The organism is Coleofasciculus sp. FACHB-542 (assembly GCF_014695825.1).
Classification (GTDB): Bacteria; Cyanobacteriota; Cyanobacteriia; order Cyanobacteriales; family FACHB-T130; genus FACHB-T130.
Window position 1 is genome coordinate 13317 of record NZ_JACJPB010000044.1, and the last position, 19690, is coordinate 33006.

Annotated in this window: 17 protein-coding genes; 10 read left to right on the forward strand and 7 right to left on the reverse strand. The window is 46.1% G+C overall.

Going from position 1 to position 19690, the window contains the following annotated elements:
• The first annotated feature begins 206 nt into the window (after positions 1-206).
• The 5 genes from H6F52_RS16885 to H6F52_RS16900 all read left to right on the forward strand — a co-directional run bounded on the left by H6F52_RS16885 (position 207) and on the right by H6F52_RS16900 (position 4559).
• Positions 207-428 (forward strand): hypothetical protein, encoded by a 222-nt coding sequence (locus H6F52_RS16885; RefSeq protein ID WP_190536176.1) that lies wholly within the window; start codon positions 207-209, stop codon positions 426-428.
• Positions 429-657: 229 nt separating this feature from the next.
• Positions 658-1341 (forward strand): GDSL-type esterase/lipase family protein, encoded by a 684-nt coding sequence (locus tag H6F52_RS16890; protein ID WP_190536177.1) that lies wholly within the window; start codon positions 658-660, stop codon positions 1339-1341.
• Positions 1342-1559: 218 nt separating this feature from the next.
• Entirely contained in the window at positions 1560-3674 is a 2115-nt protein-coding gene (locus tag H6F52_RS16895; RefSeq protein WP_190536178.1) for a TIGR00300 family protein, read from the forward strand.
• Between the two features lie 68 nt (positions 3675-3742).
• Positions 3743-3856: a DUF2887 domain-containing protein gene (locus H6F52_RS26470; RefSeq protein ID WP_347276224.1), complete on the forward strand. Its 114-nt coding sequence runs from the start codon at positions 3743-3745 to the stop codon at positions 3854-3856.
• Entirely contained in the window at positions 3810-4559 is a 750-nt protein-coding gene (locus tag H6F52_RS16900; RefSeq protein WP_347276225.1) for an Rpn family recombination-promoting nuclease/putative transposase, read from the forward strand. The genes H6F52_RS26470 and H6F52_RS16900 overlap by 47 nt, the downstream gene beginning before the upstream one ends.
• A 90-nt stretch (positions 4560-4649) precedes the next feature.
• Here the strand turns inward: H6F52_RS16900 and H6F52_RS16905 are convergent, their stop codons facing one another.
• Together H6F52_RS16905 and H6F52_RS16910 are read right to left on the reverse strand one after the other, a co-directional pair.
• Complete coding sequence (locus H6F52_RS16905; RefSeq protein WP_190536179.1) at positions 4650-6425, reverse strand: N-acetylmuramoyl-L-alanine amidase; 1776 nt, start codon at positions 6423-6425, stop codon at positions 4650-4652.
• Positions 6426-6481: 56 nt separating this feature from the next.
• Positions 6482-7033, reverse strand: a complete 552-nt coding sequence (locus H6F52_RS16910) for a pyridoxamine 5'-phosphate oxidase family protein (RefSeq protein WP_190536180.1) — start codon at positions 7031-7033, stop codon at positions 6482-6484.
• A gap of 535 nt (positions 7034-7568) precedes the next feature.
• Here H6F52_RS16910 and H6F52_RS16915 point away from each other — a divergent pair.
• Together H6F52_RS16915 and H6F52_RS16920 are read left to right on the forward strand one after the other, a co-directional pair.
• Positions 7569-9242 (forward strand): CTP synthase, encoded by a 1674-nt coding sequence (locus tag H6F52_RS16915; RefSeq protein ID WP_190412838.1) that lies wholly within the window; start codon positions 7569-7571, stop codon positions 9240-9242.
• Between the two features lie 118 nt (positions 9243-9360).
• A complete protein-coding gene (locus H6F52_RS16920; RefSeq protein WP_190412837.1) occupies positions 9361-9777 on the forward strand; it encodes a hypothetical protein in 417 nt (138 codons plus the stop codon).
• 73 nt (positions 9778-9850) lie between these two features.
• Here the strand turns inward: H6F52_RS16920 and H6F52_RS16925 are convergent, their stop codons facing one another.
• From H6F52_RS16925 to trxB, 4 genes are all read right to left on the reverse strand, one after another.
• The gene (locus H6F52_RS16925; protein WP_190536295.1) at positions 9851-10750 is read right to left on the reverse strand and encodes an ROK family protein; all 900 of its coding nucleotides are present in this window, start codon (positions 10748-10750) and stop codon (positions 9851-9853) included.
• Positions 10751-10927: 177 nt separating this feature from the next.
• The gene (locus H6F52_RS16930) at positions 10928-11473 is read right to left on the reverse strand and encodes a hypothetical protein (protein WP_190527776.1); all 546 of its coding nucleotides are present in this window, start codon (positions 11471-11473) and stop codon (positions 10928-10930) included.
• An 89-nt stretch (positions 11474-11562) separates the two neighbouring features.
• A complete protein-coding gene (locus H6F52_RS16935) occupies positions 11563-12468 on the reverse strand; it encodes an ABC transporter permease (RefSeq protein WP_190536181.1) in 906 nt (301 codons plus the stop codon).
• A gap of 183 nt (positions 12469-12651) precedes the next feature.
• A complete protein-coding gene (gene trxB / locus H6F52_RS16940; RefSeq protein ID WP_190536182.1) occupies positions 12652-14034 on the reverse strand; it encodes a thioredoxin-disulfide reductase in 1383 nt (460 codons plus the stop codon).
• 202 nt (positions 14035-14236) lie between these two features.
• On the opposite strand from trxB, the gene H6F52_RS16945 reads away from it, so the two are divergent.
• From H6F52_RS16945 to H6F52_RS16955, 3 genes are all read left to right on the forward strand, one after another.
• Positions 14237-15568, forward strand: a complete 1332-nt coding sequence (locus tag H6F52_RS16945) for a class I SAM-dependent methyltransferase (RefSeq protein WP_190527779.1) — start codon at positions 14237-14239, stop codon at positions 15566-15568.
• Between the two features lie 118 nt (positions 15569-15686).
• Positions 15687-16271, forward strand: a complete 585-nt coding sequence (locus H6F52_RS16950) for a type IV pilin-like G/H family protein (RefSeq protein WP_190527781.1) — start codon at positions 15687-15689, stop codon at positions 16269-16271.
• A 148-nt stretch (positions 16272-16419) separates the two neighbouring features.
• On the forward strand, positions 16420-18657 hold the full coding sequence (locus H6F52_RS16955; RefSeq protein WP_190536183.1) for an O-linked N-acetylglucosamine transferase, SPINDLY family protein: 2238 nt from the start codon (positions 16420-16422) through the stop codon (positions 18655-18657).
• Here the strand turns inward: H6F52_RS16955 and H6F52_RS16960 are convergent.
• The gene (locus H6F52_RS16960) at positions 18654-19646 is read right to left on the reverse strand and encodes an FkbM family methyltransferase (RefSeq protein WP_190527786.1); all 993 of its coding nucleotides are present in this window, start codon (positions 19644-19646) and stop codon (positions 18654-18656) included. The two genes, H6F52_RS16955 and H6F52_RS16960, sit on opposite strands and share 4 nt — an antisense overlap.
• Between the last annotated feature and the right edge of the window lie 44 nt (positions 19647-19690).

The window sequence follows — 19690 nt, forward strand, 5'->3', positions numbered from 1 at the left end:
TATTCTTCAATATCTCTTGCCATGCGGGAAATTTCGAGTAGAATCTAAGAAAGATCAACAAACCCCCAACGAGTTAGCACCTCATCAGGGGTTTGCAATGCTTGTAACAACTCTGGAAACCTAATGCCACTCAGGAGCCAGAGCTGACTCACTTTCTTGTTTTTTTTGTTTATCACCCTATGCCTTGCGCTAGGGCTACTATCGATATGCTATCACAACAGCAACAGCATCAACCTCCTGACAACGTTCCAAATCAAGAGTCTTTGGACAAAGTAGTCGCTACTTTATTTGTGATTGAAGCTGGATTGATTGTTTTATCCGGACTTGGTTTGCTCTTATTTGGAACTAATCCCTTGCTCTGGGTGCCCTGTGAAATGGCGATTAAAGGTGGTTGCTTAATTATCGATGCTTCGCGCCGAAAAAAGTAAGTAGACAAAGCGCGATCGCATCCACAAAGTAGTAGTACGGGCGAAGCATTCGGGTCAAGATATTTCAGAGTTGACGACAAGTTTTGTCCCCGAATGCTTCGCCTATCGCAGAGAAGCGTGAAGCATTCGCATTAATAATATTGGATTAAGTGGCATAGGCGATCGCGCTTTCTTCTTTGCCCCTACCGCCAACCATCTGCAATATCGTTGAGTTGAATTGGAAAAGTGTATGAAAAAACGCCGATGGGTGTGGTTCTTTAGTTTGCTGTTCGCTTCCCTGCTGGTTGTTACCAGTTGCGGCAACAATTTCGATGATGTCAAAAACCTCAAAGCGGGTGCTGGTAAGCAAGTTATCGTCTTAGGCGATAGCATCGCCTCTGGATATGGCGTGGACAAGACAGAAGCTTTTCCTAGTGTCTTGAGTCGTCAACTCGGTTTGCCAATACTGAATCGCGGTGTTAGCGGCGATACAACCGCAATGGGGTTGAGTCGCTTACAAAAAGATGCGATCGCGGCAGAACCTTGGCTGGTAATTGTTGAATTAGGCGGAAATGATTTTCTGCGAAAAATTCCCAAAACTGAGACAGAACAAAACTTGCGGCAAATCGTAACTTCGATTCAACAACAAAAAGCAATTGTTGTGCTGCTAGGAATCAATCTCGGCTACATAGAAGATGAATATGATGAACTTTATCAGCGTGTTGCTAAAGATACACAGGCTTATTTAATTCCGCAGGTTTTAACTGGAATTGTCGATAATCCAAAAAATCGCCAGGAAGATATCATTCATCCAAATGCCGCCGGACACCAGCTTTTAGCTTCCCGCGTTGCTAAAAATTTACAGCCCTTATTAGCCCAAGCTACTTGGCCTCCAACCTTGTTGCAATATCGACGGAGTGCTAATCAAACATAGGAGCGATTTGCACTGAAACTGTTAAAAATTTCCCATAAATCGCTTTTTGTCAAGTCCCTTGGGTTGTAAAGGAATAAAATAGACATTAGCCTCTAGAGCTGACTTTCGCTGTTACGAATAAGAGGTAAAGATTTCGTAACAAGTCCTACAGAATTGGATCGTAGAAAGTCTGTATCCAATAAGAGTTTGCCCTTGTCTATTTCACTAGAGATTCTTTTATGACCTCCTCGATCCGCTTCCTCATGTGCGCTCCCGACCATTACGACGTGGATTATGTGATTAATCCCTGGATGGAGGGCAATATTCACAAATCCTCGCGCGATCGCGCCGTCGAGCAATGGCAAAAGCTTCACTACGTCCTCAAAGACCATGCCATTGTCGATTTGGTTGCACCCCAACGCGGTGTGCCTGATATGGTGTTTACAGCCAATGCTGGGCTGGTGCTGGGAGATACCGTCGTCCTGAGCCGCTTCTTCCACAAAGAACGGCAGGGTGAGGAGCCTTATTTCAAGCAATGGTTTGAGGAAAAAGGCTATAAGGTGCATGAACTGCCCAAAGACTTGCCGTTTGAAGGCGCGGGCGATGCGCTGCTGGATCGAGAGGGGCGCTGGTTGTGGGCGGGATACGGCTTCCGCTCAGAACTCGATTCGCACCCGTTGCTAGCAAAGTGGCTCGACATCGAAGTGCTATCGTTGCGATTGATGGATGAGCGGTTCTATCATCTGGATACCTGCTTCTGTCCCCTGAGTGGCGGCTATTTGCTGTATTACCCCCCCGCATTTGATTCTTACACCAACCGCTTGATTGAAATGCGAGTTGCGCCGGAGAAGCGTATTGCCATCGAGGAAGCAGATGCAGTGAATTTCGCCTGCAACGCGGTGAATATTGACCACGTTGTAGTGATGAATAAGGCGAGTGAGGCGCTCAAAAAACGCCTTTCCGATGTTGGATTCCAAGTCATCGAAACGCCGCTGACGGAATTTTTGAAAGCCGGTGGTGCTGCCAAGTGCCTGACGCTACGGGTGACAGAACCCGTCCGAGAAGAAGTCCATGCCAATGTCTCGGTGGAAAGTCGCACAATTCGCCTAGAAGGGCATTTGCTGGACTCCGGCTTAATCAACCGTGCTTTAGATTTAGTCGTAGAAAATGGGGGCAGCTTCCAGGTTCTCAACTTCAGCCTGGGAGAGCAACGGCAAAGTACCTCCTCTGCGGAGGTGAAAGTGTCGGCTCCTTCCCACGATGTGATGGAAGCGATATTGTCGCAGCTCATCGATTTAGGTGCGGTGAATTTGCCCCAAGATGAGCGTGATGCCAAGCTGGAAGATGTCATCCAAGCTGGGGTAGCGCCAGATGATTTCTATGTGTCCACCATTTATCCCACAGAAGTCAGAATCAATGGGGAGTGGGTGCGGGTGCAAGATCAGCGCATGGATGGCGCGATCGCTATTACCCAAACTCCCAACGGACGGGTAGCACGGTGTAAACTGCTGCGGGATTTAGAACTTGGCGAACAGGTGGTGGTTGATGTCGTCGGTATCCGCACGGTGCGGAAGACGGAATCCCGCGAACAGCGCAACACCCAAGAATTCAGTTTTATGTCTGCCGGAGTTTCCAGCGAACGCCGCGTGGAATTGGTGGTGGAACAAGTTGCCTGGGAACTTCGCAAAATCCGCGATGCTGGCGGTAAAGTTGTGGTAACAGCAGGGCCAGTGGTGATTCATACTGGCGGTGCCGAACACCTGACGCATCTGATTCGGCAAGGTTATGTGCAGGCGTTGCTAGGAGGAAATGCGATCGCTGTTCACGACATTGAGCAGTCCATGTTGGGAACCTCGCTGGGTGTGGATATGAAACGAGGCGTCGCTGTTCGGGGGGGACACCGCCATCACCTGAAAGTAATTAACACGATTCGCCGTTATGGCAGTATTGCCAAAGCTGTTGAGAATGGTGCGATCAACAGCGGTGTCATGTATGAGTGCGTCCGCAATGGCGTTCCCTTCTGCCTTGCCGGTTCCATCCGCGATGATGGCCCCTTGCCAGATACTCAGATGGACTTAATTAAAGCTCAGGAAGAGTATTCTCAACTGCTGCAAGGTGCAGACATGATTTTGATGCTCTCTTCCATGCTGCACTCAATTGGGGTGGGAAATATGACGCCAGCCGGGGTGAAAATGGTCTGCGTGGATATTAACCCAGCCGTTGTAACCAAATTGAGCGATCGCGGTTCTGTCGAATCTGTCGGCGTCGTCACCGATGTCGGTTTATTCCTCAGTCTGTTAGTGCAACAGCTGGATAAATTAACCAGTCCTTATCACATTGCTCAATCAGCTTAATTATTGTGTAAACACGATAGGGTGGGCAGTGCCCACCCTATTTTTTTTCCAATAGTGGCTCTGAAGGCGTGAAAACTGACAGTATTTTCTATCAACTATTTCAAACTTTTCCCAGCATCTTCTTTGAATTGATAGGTGTTGCCAGAATCAACTGGCAACACCTATCAATTCACCTCAGTTGAAGTCAAACGAACCGCCTTTCGCCTCCATGGTTTATTTCTACCCTTTGACGATTCTGCTGACCAACCCATTTATTTTGTAGAAGTACAATTTCAACGCGACGAAAGATTTTATCAGCGCTTTTTTGGAGAAATCTTCCTTTACCTATCTCAATACGAACGAGCTAACGATTGGAGAGGAGTGGTAATTTTTAGAAGCAAAAGCCTAGATCCAGGTGTGAAGCCCCAGTATCGAGAATTACTGACAAGCCCGCGAATTCGACGGATATATTTAGATGAATTAGGAGAAGCGGCAGATCGATCTCTTGGCGTGGGCGTGGTGAAATTAGTTGTAGAGACTAAAAAGAAAGCTGCTGACTTGGCAAGGCAGTTACTTAATAAAGCCAGCCAAGAAATTGCTGATGAAGGGGTCAGGCGGCAACTTATAGAGTTGATTGAGACAATAGTCTTGTACAAGTTTCCACAAATGACTCGCCAGGAGATGGAAGCAATGTTTGGATTCAGTGAGTTAAAGCAGACTAGATACTTTCAAGATGTCATGCAGGAAGCTAAAGAAGAAGGACTGCAAGAAGGTGAACTGAAAGCTAAGTTAGAAGCAGTGCCTCGATTATTGGCATTAGGGTTGACTGTGGAACAGGTCGCAGAGGCTTTAAGTTTGACAATTGAGCAAGTCAGACAAGCCGCAGAAGCGAAGACTTCCGATTAGGCACTTAATTAGTATTGCTGGGATGGGAATTCATTGCCCAAATCATTGCAAAGGGAATGCCCATACCCAGCCTACTGCCGACAAGAGTATTTACCGAGCGACTTTGAACCATTGGGTGACGCCTTCTGCGATCGCTGCCGCCATCTTCTGCTGCGCTTGCGGATTGACCACCCATTCAAATTCTTCCGGATTGCTCATAAAACCTAATTCCAGCAATACAGAGGGTGCAGAGGCAGGACGCGCGAGGGCTAAGTTATCCCAAAAAACGCCGTAGGAAGGACGCCCCGCCTGAGTCACGATGTAGTTATGCAGAAACATCGCTAAGCTGTGGGCTTGGGGATGATACCAAAAAGTCCCAAAACCCTGCGTATTCTGGGCATCTCCTTCATCGGGGAGGGAATTGTAGTGAATTGAAAGCGAAATTGCCGGTTTCACTGCGTCAATGATTGCTACCCGTTCTGGCAACGACACCGCCTTATCAACCTCCCGCGTCAGGTACACTGTGGCACCCCGTGCAATCAGCTGAGTGGCGATCAGCTTTGACATGGTGAGCGTCACCTCTTTTTCGGGATAGCCGGTTGGCCCTCCTGCGCCACTGTCTTCACCGCCATGTCCGGGATCGAGAACAATTTTGATTCCAGATAAAGGCTTGTTGGAAGACTGAGAACGGAGAGGGGAGGGGCCAGAGGTGAGACGAGGGGGATGGCGCAGAGATAAAATCAGGCTCGTGCCTTCATATCTCACCGTATAACCCCATTGCTGGGCGGATTTGAGATTAAAGGTATATTGAACGGTTTCTGGGGCGACCTGTTGCCAATCCAGGCGAGAAATAACGGGATCGGGGTCGAGGCGAATGATATCCGTTTGCGCCGTCGTGTTATACAGCGTTAATGTCAACGTGCGATCGCCCTGCTGCACAACGAGCGGTACCGGCACTTGTAAGGGAAAAATGACTTCTGTGGCACCGGGAATCTTCCGAGCGCGAATACTGCGAATCAGCGATCGCGGTGGCACCGAACCTTTGACAATTTGAACTTCTTTACTGTTAATCCAGCCGCCATAGTCCAAGCGCACCCATTCCCCGTCTCGACCTGTAATTGTAGCTCGCGTAGTTTTCGGCAGCGGTGTCAGGCGAGAATAATCTGTACTTGGCCCGGTTCGGGCGACCCCGGCATCAACAATCACCTCAGCCACCTCTAGCTGTGCTGGAGAGAGAATCTGAATCTTCGCCGGTCCCTCCTGACTCACAATCTGCCCATTTTTTTCTACTTTGAACTGGGGACGACCCAAATCCGCCGCCGCCGCCGCTGCCGCACAACCCAGGTAGTGTCCTGCCCCAGCGACAGCATAGGGCTGATTTTGTGCGGTTAAGGCAGCAGAATTCGCTGGTAGCTGTACAACCTGCTGTTGGTTAGTCAGCGGAATCGTTTGATTCGCCAAATTGACGGAAACATTGGCCTCAACAGGAGCAACCGCGCCGAAACATAGCAATTCACCCGGTAGTCTGGCGAGATCCTGCGATGGAGTCAGGGAATCTTTGGCAAATGCCAACCCCTTTGGTGGCTCAGGGTGGGCGGCAGCCCGCGTAACTTTAAGTTTGACGGCTTGACCTTGATAGCTCACCGTAAAGAGGTTCTCTCCCGGCTTTAACGGAAAACTGGGAGCAAAATGCCCCTGTTTGCTCCGCGCGATCGCCTTCCCATTTACCAACACTTTTCCGGGCGGTGGAGCTGTGCCAATTAAGAAAATTCGGTCAGCTGTGGTTTTATGGCTAGCAGGAGGATAGGAAACGTAAAGAGATTGTTTTGCCGATACTGGTGCTGCCATAACCACCCCTAATACAGCCAATCCCAGGATGTTTCTCATGTTAAATCCTAAGTTCCTTACATCAATTAGAGGATAAAATTAGTAAAAAAGTTTCTTTAATCTTGTAAAAGTTTTGTGGGGAGTCCATCGATACTCTTTTGATTCTTTTCGCACCAATAGTCAAAGATTCCTTGTTCCCCTTTTTTTTCACCCCATTCTCTGATAGTTTTTCTTTCTTCTTTCAGTTCATAAATGGGCACGCCATATCCGCATGAAGTTTGTACTGATTTTATCTCAAGTACCACGATCTGACGTTCTCCTAAGATTGGCGTAAACAAGGAATAAAATTTGTCCCAAGCTTCATGTCTTGGAAAAATTACTTTTCCCTGACCGTATAAACGAAGAATTAAAGGCTTTTCAGAAAAGCTGCAAAACATGATCGTCATCCGCCCATTTCCTGGTTCATGTAAATGAGCGGAGGTCTCGTTGCCACTCCCAGTTAAATCAAGGTAAGCCACTGTATTATTATCAATACAGCGGAAAGTATCTACTCCTTTAGGCGACAAATTAATCCGACCTTCTTTCGGCGCAGTCGCGGTAAAGAAGATTTTCTGCTCCTGAATAAAGTCTCGGAGATTCTGATTTAATTCATCGTAAACTTTAGCCATGTCTAGTGTTTTAGCCCACCGATTATCCAGTTAATAGTATTTTAATTGTCAAGCAATTTACAGAGGTCGAAGCATTACCAGGTATCAATAGTTTAGAATCTAATTGGCAGGAAAACGAGTGGGATTGATGGCATTGAAAGGAACGAAGCTATCGATTTCGTCTAACTTCCGGTAAAGGCAAAGTTCTAATACCAGATGCTAGAAGCGAAGTCGGGAGGTACTCAGTCAAAGCCAAAAATAGTGTCACTCAGGGGTTAAACCGTACCAAAAGCGCGATCGCCCAAGCGTGGGAATTGTCCGTCGTCAGTCCTTTGAGGGGTTTGAAGGTCTATAAGCGATCGCAAAGCAACTGTTAGCCTTGTTATCGTTCCTATAGGATAGGTGATAAGGCAGCCAACAAAGCCACTCTGCCAAGGTTTTACAAACCAATGACCACCGATCGCAGACTGCAAACAACAAGCAACGAACAACTCGTTAAGACTGTGGCACAATTAACGGGGTGGGTTGCCGACATGGCTCTTCTTTTAAGCATTTTATGACTAAGTTTGTCTTTGTCACCGGCGGGGTGGTTTCCAGTATCGGCAAGGGAATTGTAGCAGCAAGTTTAGGACGCTTGCTGAAGTCGCGTGACTATTCGGTTTCTATCCTGAAATTAGATCCGTATATTAACGTCGATCCGGGGACGATGAGTCCTTTTCAGCACGGAGAAGTGTTCGTAACGGCAGATGGTGCCGAGACGGATTTGGACTTGGGGCACTACGAACGCTTCACCGATACGTCCATGTCTCGGCTCAATAGCGTCACAACTGGCTCGATTTACCAAGCGGTACTCAATAAAGAGCGTCGTGGCGATTATATGGGGGGCACCGTGCAGGTAATTCCCCATATTACGAATGAAATCAAAGATCGCATTCAGCGGGTTGCCAAAAATACCAACCCGGATGTGGTGATTACGGAAATTGGCGGCACGGTGGGCGATATTGAATCCCTGCCATTTTTGGAAGCAATTCGTCAGTTCCGCAAAGATGTGGGGCGTCATAACGTGCTGTATATGCACGTAACCCTGATGCCGTGGATTCCCTCAGCAGGGGAGATGAAAACCAAGCCGACGCAGCATTCGGTGAAGGAATTGCGGTCGATCGGGATTCAACCAGATATTTTAGTTTGTAGATGCGATCGCCCTCTACACCCAGGACTCAAAGAAAAAATCTCAGAGTTCTGCGATGTTCCCGTCGAGTGCGTGATTACAGCCCAAGATGCCAAAAGTATCTACGAAGTGCCGCTGATTTTAGAACGGGAAGGACTAGCGCAGCAAACCCTAGAATTGCTGCAACTAGAGCAACGCCAACCCAACTTGAGCCAGTGGAAAATCTTAGTAGATCGCCTATATCATCCAACTCACCGGATAGAGATTGCCATCGTTGGTAAATATGTAAGGTTAACAGATGCCTATCTATCAGTGTTGGAAGCTTTGCGCCATGCAGCGATCGCCATGAATTGTGACCTTAACCTCCGTTGGGTTAGCTCGGAAAGCATCGAATCGGGCAGCGCCGAAACTTACCTGGCTGGAGTGAACGGCATTGTAGTACCTGGAGGGTTCGGCGTTCGGGGTGTCGATGGCAAAATTGCGGCGATTGAATACGCCCGTAAAAACCAGATCCCCTTCCTCGGTTTGTGCCTGGGAATGCAATGTTCGGTGATTGAATGGGCGCGACACGTCGCAGGATTAGAAGATGCCAATAGTGCTGAATTTGCCCCAAATGGATCGAATCCGGTGATCAACCTGTTGCCGGAACAGCAAGATGTGGTGGATTTGGGCGGCACGATGCGCTTGGGGCTATATGCTTGTCGTTTAGCGCCCAATACTCTAGCCTTCCGGCTCTATCAAGAAGAAGTGGTTTACGAACGGCATCGGCATCGGTATGAGTTTAATAATGCTTATCGCAACCTGTTTTTAGAAACTGGCTATGCGATCAGCGGTACCTCGCCGGATGGGCGATTAGTGGAAATTATTGAACTACCTAACCATCCTTTCTTTATTGCCACCCAATTCCACCCGGAGTTTAGCTCTCGACCCAGCAATCCCCACCCGATGTTCCAGGGATTGATTCAAGCAGCACTAGCCCAGCTTGACCCCGGACTCGCCCGTTCTGACTCCTCACAGCCTACCCAAGAAGATGCGACGCTCCAAGCAGCTGAGGTATCTTAACAGTTGCTGGCAATTACAGCAGGACGGAAAGCGATCGCTACACGTCCTGCTTTCCACCAACCACTTGCGCGGGGGAGCGTTGTCAGTGCCAGAACTCACCTTAATGTGAGGAGGTCATGTGGCGTATTGGATTAAAGTGAGTTATGAGCGAAATGAATATGTAATCGATCTTGACCGCATCAGTGCCTTCGCTTGCACCCCGAACGGTAAGGTAACTTTTTGGTTGCCTGATAGTGCCATCCCAATTATTATCAACCGTCAAAGTAACCCGGATGGCTATCAGCAAGTAATGGACTATATTCAACAAGTTAGCTTCCATTCACTGGCAGCATCTTGGATCAAAGTTAGTTATGAACGGAATGAATATGTAGTCGATCTCAACCGTATTAGTAGCTTTTCCTATTCTTCTAACGGTAGGCTCACGTTCTGGTTGCCGAATAGTGCTATTCCCATCATTATCAACAAGCAGAATGACCCGGATTGCTATCAGAAAATTTTGGAATATATCAAACAGAAAACCGGGCACTCATTTTAAGCAGTAGGGAGAACGACAAGTGCTGAGGCTAACACTCCTCAATCCTCAACCCTCAGTACCCAGCCCTCAACCCTCAACTTTCAGTCTTCAAAATTTGCCAAGCCAATTTTGCCGCCCCAACCATTCCAGCTTGGTTGCCTAACTCAGCTTTTATTAGGTGCAAACCCTCACGGGAACTCTTCAGCACCCGCCGCTCAATTTCTGCAAGTGCAGCCGGAAAGAAAAATTCTGCACTTGCACTAACGCCGCCGCCAATGACAATCGCTTCCGGCGTTAAAACATAGATAAGACTTGATAATCCAACACCGAGATCGCGTCCGTAGCTTTGCCAAAATTCTAATACTTGCGGGTCGCCTGCCCTTGCCAGCTTGCCCAGTTCCTCTGGTTCTAACCCTGTGCGGCGGCGAATGGCGGCTACTGAGGCATATTGCTCTAAAGAGCCTTGATTGCCGCTATTACAGGGCGGACCCTCTGGATTTAAGGTAATTAATCCTAGCTCAGCGGCGGCACCTTGATGACCCACAAACAGGTTCCCATCGAGGATAATCGCACCCCCCACACCTGTACCGAGTGTTAGCAGAATCAAATTCCGGTAATGGCGTCCAGCTCCTAACCAAGTTTCTCCCATCCCAGCACAGTTAGCATCATTAGCCAGAACTGTGGGTAAACCTGTTTTGGCTTCTAACCAATCTGCGAGGGGTACATCATGCCAGCCTGCCAGGTTAATCGCGACTCTAGCAATTCGACCGGATGCATCGGCGGGACCAGGGGTACCGATACCGAGCGCGATCGCGTGTCTTTCCGGATCGAGATGCGCGATCGCTTCTATCATCGCATCCAAAACCGCTGTCGGTGTTGCCGGTTGCGGTGTCGCCACACTCAACGACTCCAAGCAAGTCCCATCCTCGCGGAACCTCCCCAGCTTAATTGCCGTTCCTCCCAGATCAATGCCAATTACTTCCCGATTCACCACAACCGTTCTTCTAATTTCCAAAAACTAATACCACTTATCTATATTCATGCCATTTGTCACTTTTCCCAACCTTTAGAGCTGATTTATAAAGTCCCAATTCCTTCTGTAGGGGCATTGCAATGCAATGCCCCTACAGAAGGTGAAGTTCGTCAGTTATTTAATCCACGACCCTTAATATCAGTCTGAAATTTTAAAGGAATTCCAGAACTTTTGAAATTCTTGCTTAGCCTGCTGATAACTTACCGCTTTCTGGTCTAATACTGATTTTACAATTTCTTTGTCTTCATACTGCTTTTTCGCTAATTCAAACTCCAGCTTTTTCATCTGATAATCTTGCTTTTTAATTGTCCCTTCAACGGAAGCAACCCAGTTAGTAAAGCCCAAGTTTTGAACTTCCCAATCAGTATTCCCTACCTCAGAGATAGCTTTTTCTCCCAAAGCAGATTTACTTTTTTCCGTCAAAGTGTGAAAACTATTCAACGCCCCCTTAATTTGTGGAAGAACGCGCATTGAATTTTTTACAGAAAACCTTTCATTCAGGGTATAACTAACAGTTTCATCGGGATAAACAGGTTTAAGCTGCAAATCCGCTACTTGGGCCGTGTTGGGACTGGCTTGCACCTTCAAACCTGTGACAGGTGCCGCCCTAAGTATCCCAGCGATCGCAATAGATAACATAAAACCACCTGTAGCGGCAGCAATTAAAGAAATATTGTCTTTCATATCTCAGCAGCAGTGCTTATTGGTAATGGATCGTTGGTAATGGGTCATTGTATAAATTCGATTACCCATTACCGATAAAATATTTGACTCTATTCAGGGGATTTTTGGTTCCAATTTTCTCTCCGCAACCGGGGATTCACAAACTCGCTTAATCCTTCTCCCACCAGAGACAACCCTACCACCATCAGCGTCATCGCTAAGCCTGGGAAAAGCGCTGTCCACCAAATGCCAGTAGGCAGAGCATCCAGCGCCTGACGGAGATCGTAGCCCCATTCAGGAACCTGATCGGCAAGCCCTAACCCTAGAAAACCCAAACTGCCCAAAATCAAAATTGCATCGGCAGCATTCAGAGTGAATAATACAGGCACGCTCTGAATCACATTAAGAAACAGGTAGCGAGAGAGAACCCTCCAAGTGTCTGCCCCCATTGCTTGAGCGGCTTCGATGAACAGTTCTGTTTTAACACTAACCGTATGGTTGCGGACGACTCGATAATATTGGGGAATGTAGGAAATGCTGAGGGCGATCGCGGCATTTAACACGCCTCGTCCCACCACAAATGCCAGCGTCACCGACAGCAACAGCCCCGGTAACGTATAAATGGTATCCATCAAAAATAGCAGCACCCGATCCAACCTACCACCCAAATAACCGCTGACTAAACCCAGCGGAACCCCAATGACAAGGCTCAACACGGTTGCCAAGATAACCACTTGCAGCGCCGCTTGAGTCCCAAATAGCGTCCGCGAGAAAACATCGTACCCTTGGCGACTGGTACCAAACCAATGACGCCACGAGGGTGGCTCGTGAATCGGGTTAGCCAAGGACTCCAAAGGATTTTGCACCCATCCCCAAGCCTGAAATGCGGGAGTGAGGAAGGCTATCAACACGAACATCAAGGTGATAACAATTCCCACCCGCATCATCTGCATGGAGAGACTGGGACGCCCAGATAAACGTAAAAGTCGAGGTAAAGGAAGTTTTGTCGGGGTCATCAATATATCCTGGCGATGATAAATCGCGGCTACGCCAACCCCCCTTCAGAAGAAGGGAACAGAAGTTGTTTCGCTTTTATCAAGCGAAGTCCGGATGCTACGCGGACTTCATTTTAAACCCTTGCCTAGCAGGTTTTGTTGGTATAGCTGCGAATTCTATGCGCCTGATTCCTAAAACCCTTGCTAGACATATTGCTCAATCATTTGGCGGAACTGGCTCTTTTGCTTAACGCCTTTCATCTCACCCACTAATTCTTTGTTTTTGAAGAACTGCACTGTAGGCGTTCCGGTAACACCAGCATTCTCGGCAATGTCTCTATCTTCCGCAATGTCAATTTCTACAAAGTGGATTTTGCCATCGAACTCATCCACCACCTTATTTAAGATCGGCTTTAGCGTATGGCAAGGCCCGCAATTGGGCGAGACATATTTGACCATCAGCAGGCGATCGCTATCATGGAATAGCTTCCGCAGCGCATAGCTACCCTCATGCCGCGTCGCTTGCGGGTTAAACGCCGCTTCTGGATTCAGCTCAGCTATCTTATCACCCGGTTCATCTGCCGGTGTATCTGGCTCTTCAGACGTATGTATCTGCTGACGATACTCTTGGAGCAAACCATTAACGGATAGCCATCGTTCCGCCAACATTGCTGCCATACACCCAGTACCCGCCGCAGTAATCGCCTGACGATATTCACGATCCTGGACATCACCCGCAGCAAAGACGCCCTCTACACTCGTCTCCACCGAACCAGGCTTCGTGACGATATAACCAACCTCATCCAATTCCATCTGTCCCTTAAATAGGGAGGTGTTGGGCTGATGACCAACCGCGTAGAACAATCCTTTAACAGGGAGAACACTCTCTTCATCCGTTTGAGTATGCTTGAGCTTAATCCCGGTCATCCGACCATCTTCACCGACAACATCCACTGGCTGAGAGTTCCAGTGAACGGTAATTCTAGGGTTATTCAGAACCCGATCCTGCATGGCTTTACTTGCCCGCATCTTATCGCCGCGAATCAGCATATGGACGCGATCGCCATACTTAGTCAGGTAAACTGATTCCTCAGCCGCCGAGTCACCCCCACCAACCACAGCCAGTTCCGCACCGTGGAAGATAGGCGTCGCACCATCACAAATCGCACAAGCCGAGATCCCGCGACTCCAAAATTCATGCTCGCTGGGCAGCCCTAACCTTTTCGCTGTCGCCCCCGTAGCAATTACAATACTATGAGTTCTAACTTCCCGTTCCTCAGCGCGGACAATAAAAGGACGCTGACTCAAATCCACCGATATTACATCCTCGGTAACTAACTCAGCCCCCCATCTCTCAGCCTGCGCCTTCATCCGATCCATCAATTCTGGCCCGGTAATCCCTTCTGGAAACCCCGGAAAGTTCTCCACTTCCGTCGTGGTCATCAGCTGCCCCCCAGGTAGCCCCCCAGATTGAAAGCCTTCAAACACAAAGGGTTTCAGATTCGCCCGCGCCGCATAGATAGCAGCGGTATACCCCGCGGGGCCAGAACCAATAATCACCAAGTTCTCTACGGTTGGGTTGGTCATGGTAATTATACAAACTCATAACGACTACGCTTAGTTTAGTATAGCGGTTTGGGAGGATGGGGAGGCGATGAGCGTAAGAAACTTTCGCTAGCTGTATATTTTTGCCCATAAATGGGAACCCTTGAAGGGGGAGTGCTGGCATTAACTATATTTTGACCCGCTTCCCAAATGTTTAAAATTCCAGTATCAGGAAGTATTCCGCATGAACGACCAAGCATCAGAGTTACTAGAAAGAATTCGTCAGCAATTTGACTTTGGACCCTATCCCAGAATTCCAATAGATAAATCTCCTAAGGATAATCCTAACTATCTTTTTATTCATAATTTAGTAACACCTTACTACTTAAGAAATCAAAAAATTATAGATACTAAAGAAAAATTAATTTTAGATGCAGGTTGTGGTACTGGCTACAAAACCTTAATATTAGCAGAAGCAAATCCAGGCGCAAAAATAGTTGGCATAGACATATCAGAAGAGTCAATCAAATTAGCACAACAACGCCTAACATATCATGGTTTTGAAAATACAGAGTTTCACATTCTCTCTCTTTATGACTTACCAAAACTACGTTTAAAATTTGACTATATTAATTGTGATGAGCTTCTTTATTTGTTCCCAGATATATCTGTTGGCTTAGCCGCCCTGAAATCTATACTAAAGCCAAAAGGTATTATTCGCAGTAATTTGCATAGTTCCTTGCAAAGATTTACCCATTATCGTACCCAAGAAGTTTTCAAGATGATGGGGCTAATGGATAGTAACCCAGAGGAGATGGAAATAGAAATTGCTGTAGAAACCATGAAGGCTTTAAAAGACGGTGTTGACATAAAAGCTAAAACTTGGAATCCCAGCTATGAAAAAGAAGATGGCAAAGAGGGGGTGTTGATGAACTATCTGTTCCAAGGTGATAAAGGTTACACGATTCCTGATTTGTTCGCTGCTCTGAGAGCAGCAGACCTAGAATTTATCAGCATGGTGAACTGGCGACACTGGGATGTCACTGACTTATTTAATGAGCCAGAAAATTTGCCAGCTTTTTGGGGGATGAGTTTACCAGAAGTTTCTACAGAGGAACGGCTGCATCTTTTTGAACTTATGCACCCAGTTCATCGGTTGTTGGATTTTTGGTGCGGTCATTCGAGTCACGCAGACTCGTTCACGCCAGTTGAACAGTGGGAATTATCGGATTGGCAAGCCGCTAAGGTACATCTACATCCTCAACTAAGGACTTCTCAGGTCAAGGAAGACCTTCTAAAGTGCCTTGTGGAGCAGAAAGCTTTTGAAATTAGCGGTTATGTCACCCACCCAGCTATGGCTCCTGTCCAGATAGACAGTAGTATACTAATTTGCTTGCTACCCCTGTGGGAAGAGCCAAAGCCTGTTAAATTTCTGACGGAACGCTGGCTTAAGGTAAAACCGCTGAACCCTGTAACCTTGGAACCTGTGACCTTCATGGAAGCCCTCAACGAAGTGAAAGAACTTCTCAGCAAGCTAGATTTCTTTCGCTATGTACTTTTAGAACTATCTGCGTAAGAGCTTTGGAAACGGTAACCAAAATTTTTTGCGGAGGATGATATGAAATTGATCGGATGTGGGTAAGTTACATCTAGGAGTACAATTCAAGCATCCCCCACCCCAAGGAGAAACGCTCATGAAGACCGAACTGAAAGCCAAATTTCTGCAACACCTCAACCAGAAAAAGCAGGACGAAGGTTTCACCCTGATTGAACTACTCGTCGTTATCATCATTATCGGTATTCTGGCTGCCATTGCTCTGCCGTCCTTCCTTAGCCAAGCCAACAAGGGCAAGCAGTCTGAAGCCAAGACTTACGTCGGTTCCCTGAATAAAGCTCAGCAGGCAAACTTCACGGAAAAAAGCGTTTTCATCGGTGGTGGTTCGGCAGCTATCCCGGCTTCGGGCATTGGCATCAAAACCCAAACTGTCAACTATATATACGGTGCATCTACCGCTGGTGCAGGCACTGGTTCATACGCGTCAAGCTATTCTAGTATACCTTCCAACATTACTGCACCTCTGAAAAACTATACTGGCTATGTATCCCTGATTCTGGCTGGTACTGGCACTGCTGCTGGTGCTGGTGAGTACACAAGCGTTGCCGTTTTGTGTGAGAGCAAAACAGCTGGCGGTTTTGGTACAACTCCCCTCGTTGGTACTGGTACTGCTGCTGGTGCCGGATGCAATACTAACCAAGTTCAAGTTGGTGGTACACAGTAATTACTATCCAACAAATACCTGCATGACGGAAACAGTAGGTTGAACTTGACAAAATAAGTGGGTGGTATAGATTTACCCACCCACTTATTTTTTAAGAATTCGGACTTAAAATAAATATACGTTAGTTAATACTAAAATTTAAAATTTTATGACTTCTTCACAAGTTGTAACAACTGCTACGGATTGGCAAAAACAAGCAAATCAATACCTACTTCAAGGATTTTATAGCAAAGCAGCAGACCTTTACGAGACAGCAATTTCAGTTGAACCTGAAGTAAAGGCTTATTACTGGCTTTTGGGATTAATGCTTCTGTTGCAGGGGCAGGAAGCTGAGGCTCAGACAACTTGGATGCTGGGAATTGCAGAGGGAGAACTAGAAGAAATAGAGCTGTGGACAGCGGAATTGGTTCAAGTTCTGCTAACAGAAGCAGAGCGACGAGAAGTTATTGAAGATTATCAAATTGCCTGGGCTATCCGCCAACATATCCGGGAAATTGCTCCAACAGATGCTAACAATATCTTACATATTATTTTACTTTCTATTCAACTGGAAAACTTTACAGGTAAAGATATAACAGAATCAGGAATCATTGAGTTGTTGCAGGAAAAGGAATGCAATGTAGAGTTTAATTTATTGCAACAAGTTTTAGTAAGCCTTATGACTTATGCCTATGCTGACCCGGCAGTTCTCGCATTTACTGAGGCTTGCATAAACTATGGTAATGAGCCTCAAACAATAATTGATATTGTGATACTTACTTGTATAAAAATTGCTTACTCTGGAAACCAACCTAAAATAGCATCGCGCTATGCTGAATTGTGTCTAGATAGATGTAATAACCTTCCTCAGATTCAGTCGCAGCTAACAGTTTTTTATCAAAACTGTTATGAATACGATAAAGGTATAGAAACAGCAAAGCACTGCTATGAGTCATCTACATCTTTACTAGAAAAGGTTTACAGCAATTACCTAATAATTAGAGCATTGATGTCTGCATCGGGGTATTGGGAAGAATCGTGTTTGACATTTGCATTACATAAAGAACTGCTGCTTTCACTTATAAAAGAATGGCCACTAAATATAAACGTAGACTATTTACCATCTCTTTTGGTCACACCATTTTTTGCCCCATACTTCAAAGATGACCTTCCTAATAATCGCTTGATTCAAAATAAGATTGCTCAGATTTGCTATGAAAATCATCAAAAATCAATAAAAGAAGCAGCAAGAGTAGAAGAAAATCAAAAGGTGCCTTCTACTCAAATATTAACTAAAAAGAAAAAAGTTCTCAAAATTGGCTATGTTTCTCAATGCCTAAGAAGACACTCGGTAGGCTGGATATCTCGCTGGCTATTTAAGCATCACGATCGGGAACGGTTCCAAATTCACACTTATCTGGTAGGCTATTTATCGATTGATGATTTTACTCAAAATTGGTTTGTTGGTAACAGCGATCGTGCTTACCGTGCTGATGTTCTCGGCTTAGAAATTCTTAAGCAAATGGAGGAGGATGAACTTGATATTCTAGTCGATCTCGATAGTATTACATCTGGGCATACGTGTCAAATTTTTAACAGAAAGCTTGCTCCAATTCAAGTAAGTTGGTTAGGATGGGATGCTTCAGGGTTACCATCCATTGACTACTTTATTGCAGATCCTTATGTTCTGCCTGATTATGCTCAGGAACACTATACAGAAACTATTTGGCGGCTGCCCAATACCTATGTCGCAGTTGATGGGTTTGAAGTAGCTGCGCCTACTCTGCGGCGCGATCAGCTAGATATTCCCAATGATGCTGTTGTGTACTTTGTTGCACAGAAGGGGTATAAACGGAACCCCGATAATGTACGACTACAGATGAGGATTCTCAAAGAAGTACCGAATAGCTATTTTCTGATCAAAGGCCCATCTGATGAAAAATCTTCACGAACTTTTTTTGAAAAGATTGCTGTAGAGGAGGGTGTGAATTGCGCTCGCCTGAAATTTATGCCAATTGACATTTCAGAAGAAGTTCATCGAGCTAACCTGGGTGTTGCTGATGTGGTACTGGATACTTATCCCTACAACGGAGCTACAACTACTCTAGAAACACTCTGGATGGGTATTCCTTTGGTAACGCGAGTGGGTGAGCAATTTTCTGCACGTAACAGCTACGGCATGATGATAAATGCAGGTATAACAGAAGGTATCGCTTGGACGGATGAAGAATATGTAGAATGGGGAGTTCGTTTAGGGAAAGATGCAGTTTTGCGGCAACAAGTTGCTTGGAAACTGAAACAATCGCGGCAAACAGCTCCTTTGTGGAATGCTAAGCAGTTCACCCGCGAAATGGAAAAGGCTTACGAGCAGATGTGGGAAAAGTATACTCAAGGCAATCGTACTTAAGCAAGCAAACCTTGAACATCGCCACTAACGCGATCGCGAATTTTTTCCACAATAGGCAAGGAACCTAATCCTTGCTGTATCAGCCCAGGAAATTGAGCCAAACTCTCAATGATATTGTTAGCAAAATTATAATTTGCATCAGTTCCATATTGCAGAGTCAAATACTCCAATAGTTCCAGAGCATAATCTGGAAAATTCATTATATCGGCCATGCAAGCTAACTTAAAAATTTGCTTTGGTGTTTTTAAAGGGATACTGATATCCTCTCTAATCAAATCTCGGAAGTAAAACGCATCTGCCCAAAGTAATTGTCCAGCACGAACTCTTGAATGAATAGGTGATCGCGCACGAGTACGATAAGAAGTAGCTAAGTCAAATAATGTAAAGCCTTTTTTTCGGAGATAAGTGTCTACATCCGCAAACAAAGGCTGTTTATCGTATAAATGAGAAAATTCAACTTCAACTTGAACAGCCAGAGTACTGCGTTTTAATATCTCAGAAGCTCCTTCCAAAACTTGCAGATCCGCACCCTGAACATCAACCTGAAGAAAATCAATCTCTTGGATTCCCTCTGTTTGACAAAAAGCATCTAAAGTTGTGGTTTCAATTTCTAGAGTAAAATCTAAATTTACTAACTCTGGAAGTCCGCCAAACCTAGCTAAGTATGGTTCATTGGGTGGATATAAGGAACTACACATGGGATGTTTGGTTACATAGAGTGTAGACTCTCCTACAGAATTTCCCAGTGCTAAGGGAATGTGTTTTTCTGTCCAATTTATTTGTCTAGCTTCAAGCTCAGCGTTCGCTTCATCACAAGCATCTACATCTGCATCGAATCCGTATATAGTGAGCCGAGGTGCAAAGATATCCCAGCCAAGGCTGGTGTAGTCATCGTGACTTCCTAATTTACGAGAACCAACATTACATATAGTTAGGTGGAGCTGATTCAAGTGACCGCTTTTCTTTAAACTGGAAAGAAAAACTGACATTTTATATTCCTCGCTTTTGAGTGTTTAATAATTATTAACGACTG

Coding starts and splice junctions, on each gene's coding strand:
- H6F52_RS16885 (WP_190536176.1), top strand. CDS start 207: ATGCTATCACAACAGCAACAGCATCAACCTCCTGACAACGTTCCAAAT.
- H6F52_RS16890 (WP_190536177.1), top strand. CDS start 658: ATGAAAAAACGCCGATGGGTGTGGTTCTTTAGTTTGCTGTTCGCTTCC.
- H6F52_RS16895 (WP_190536178.1), top strand. CDS start 1,560: ATGACCTCCTCGATCCGCTTCCTCATGTGCGCTCCCGACCATTACGAC.
- H6F52_RS16905 (WP_190536179.1), bottom strand. CDS start 6,425: ATGAGAAACATCCTGGGATTGGCTGTATTAGGGGTGGTTATGGCAGCA.
- H6F52_RS16910 (WP_190536180.1), bottom strand. CDS start 7,033: ATGGCTAAAGTTTACGATGAATTAAATCAGAATCTCCGAGACTTTATT.
- H6F52_RS16915 (WP_190412838.1), top strand. CDS start 7,569: ATGACTAAGTTTGTCTTTGTCACCGGCGGGGTGGTTTCCAGTATCGGC.
- H6F52_RS16930 (WP_190527776.1), bottom strand. CDS start 11,473: ATGAAAGACAATATTTCTTTAATTGCTGCCGCTACAGGTGGTTTTATG.
- H6F52_RS16935 (WP_190536181.1), bottom strand. CDS start 12,468: ATGACCCCGACAAAACTTCCTTTACCTCGACTTTTACGTTTATCTGGG.
- trxB (WP_190536182.1), bottom strand. CDS start 14,034: ATGACCAACCCAACCGTAGAGAACTTGGTGATTATTGGTTCTGGCCCC.
- H6F52_RS16945 (WP_190527779.1), top strand. CDS start 14,237: ATGAACGACCAAGCATCAGAGTTACTAGAAAGAATTCGTCAGCAATTT.
- H6F52_RS16950 (WP_190527781.1), top strand. CDS start 15,687: ATGAAGACCGAACTGAAAGCCAAATTTCTGCAACACCTCAACCAGAAA.
- H6F52_RS16955 (WP_190536183.1), top strand. CDS start 16,420: ATGACTTCTTCACAAGTTGTAACAACTGCTACGGATTGGCAAAAACAA.
- H6F52_RS16960 (WP_190527786.1), bottom strand. CDS start 19,646: ATGTCAGTTTTTCTTTCCAGTTTAAAGAAAAGCGGTCACTTGAATCAG.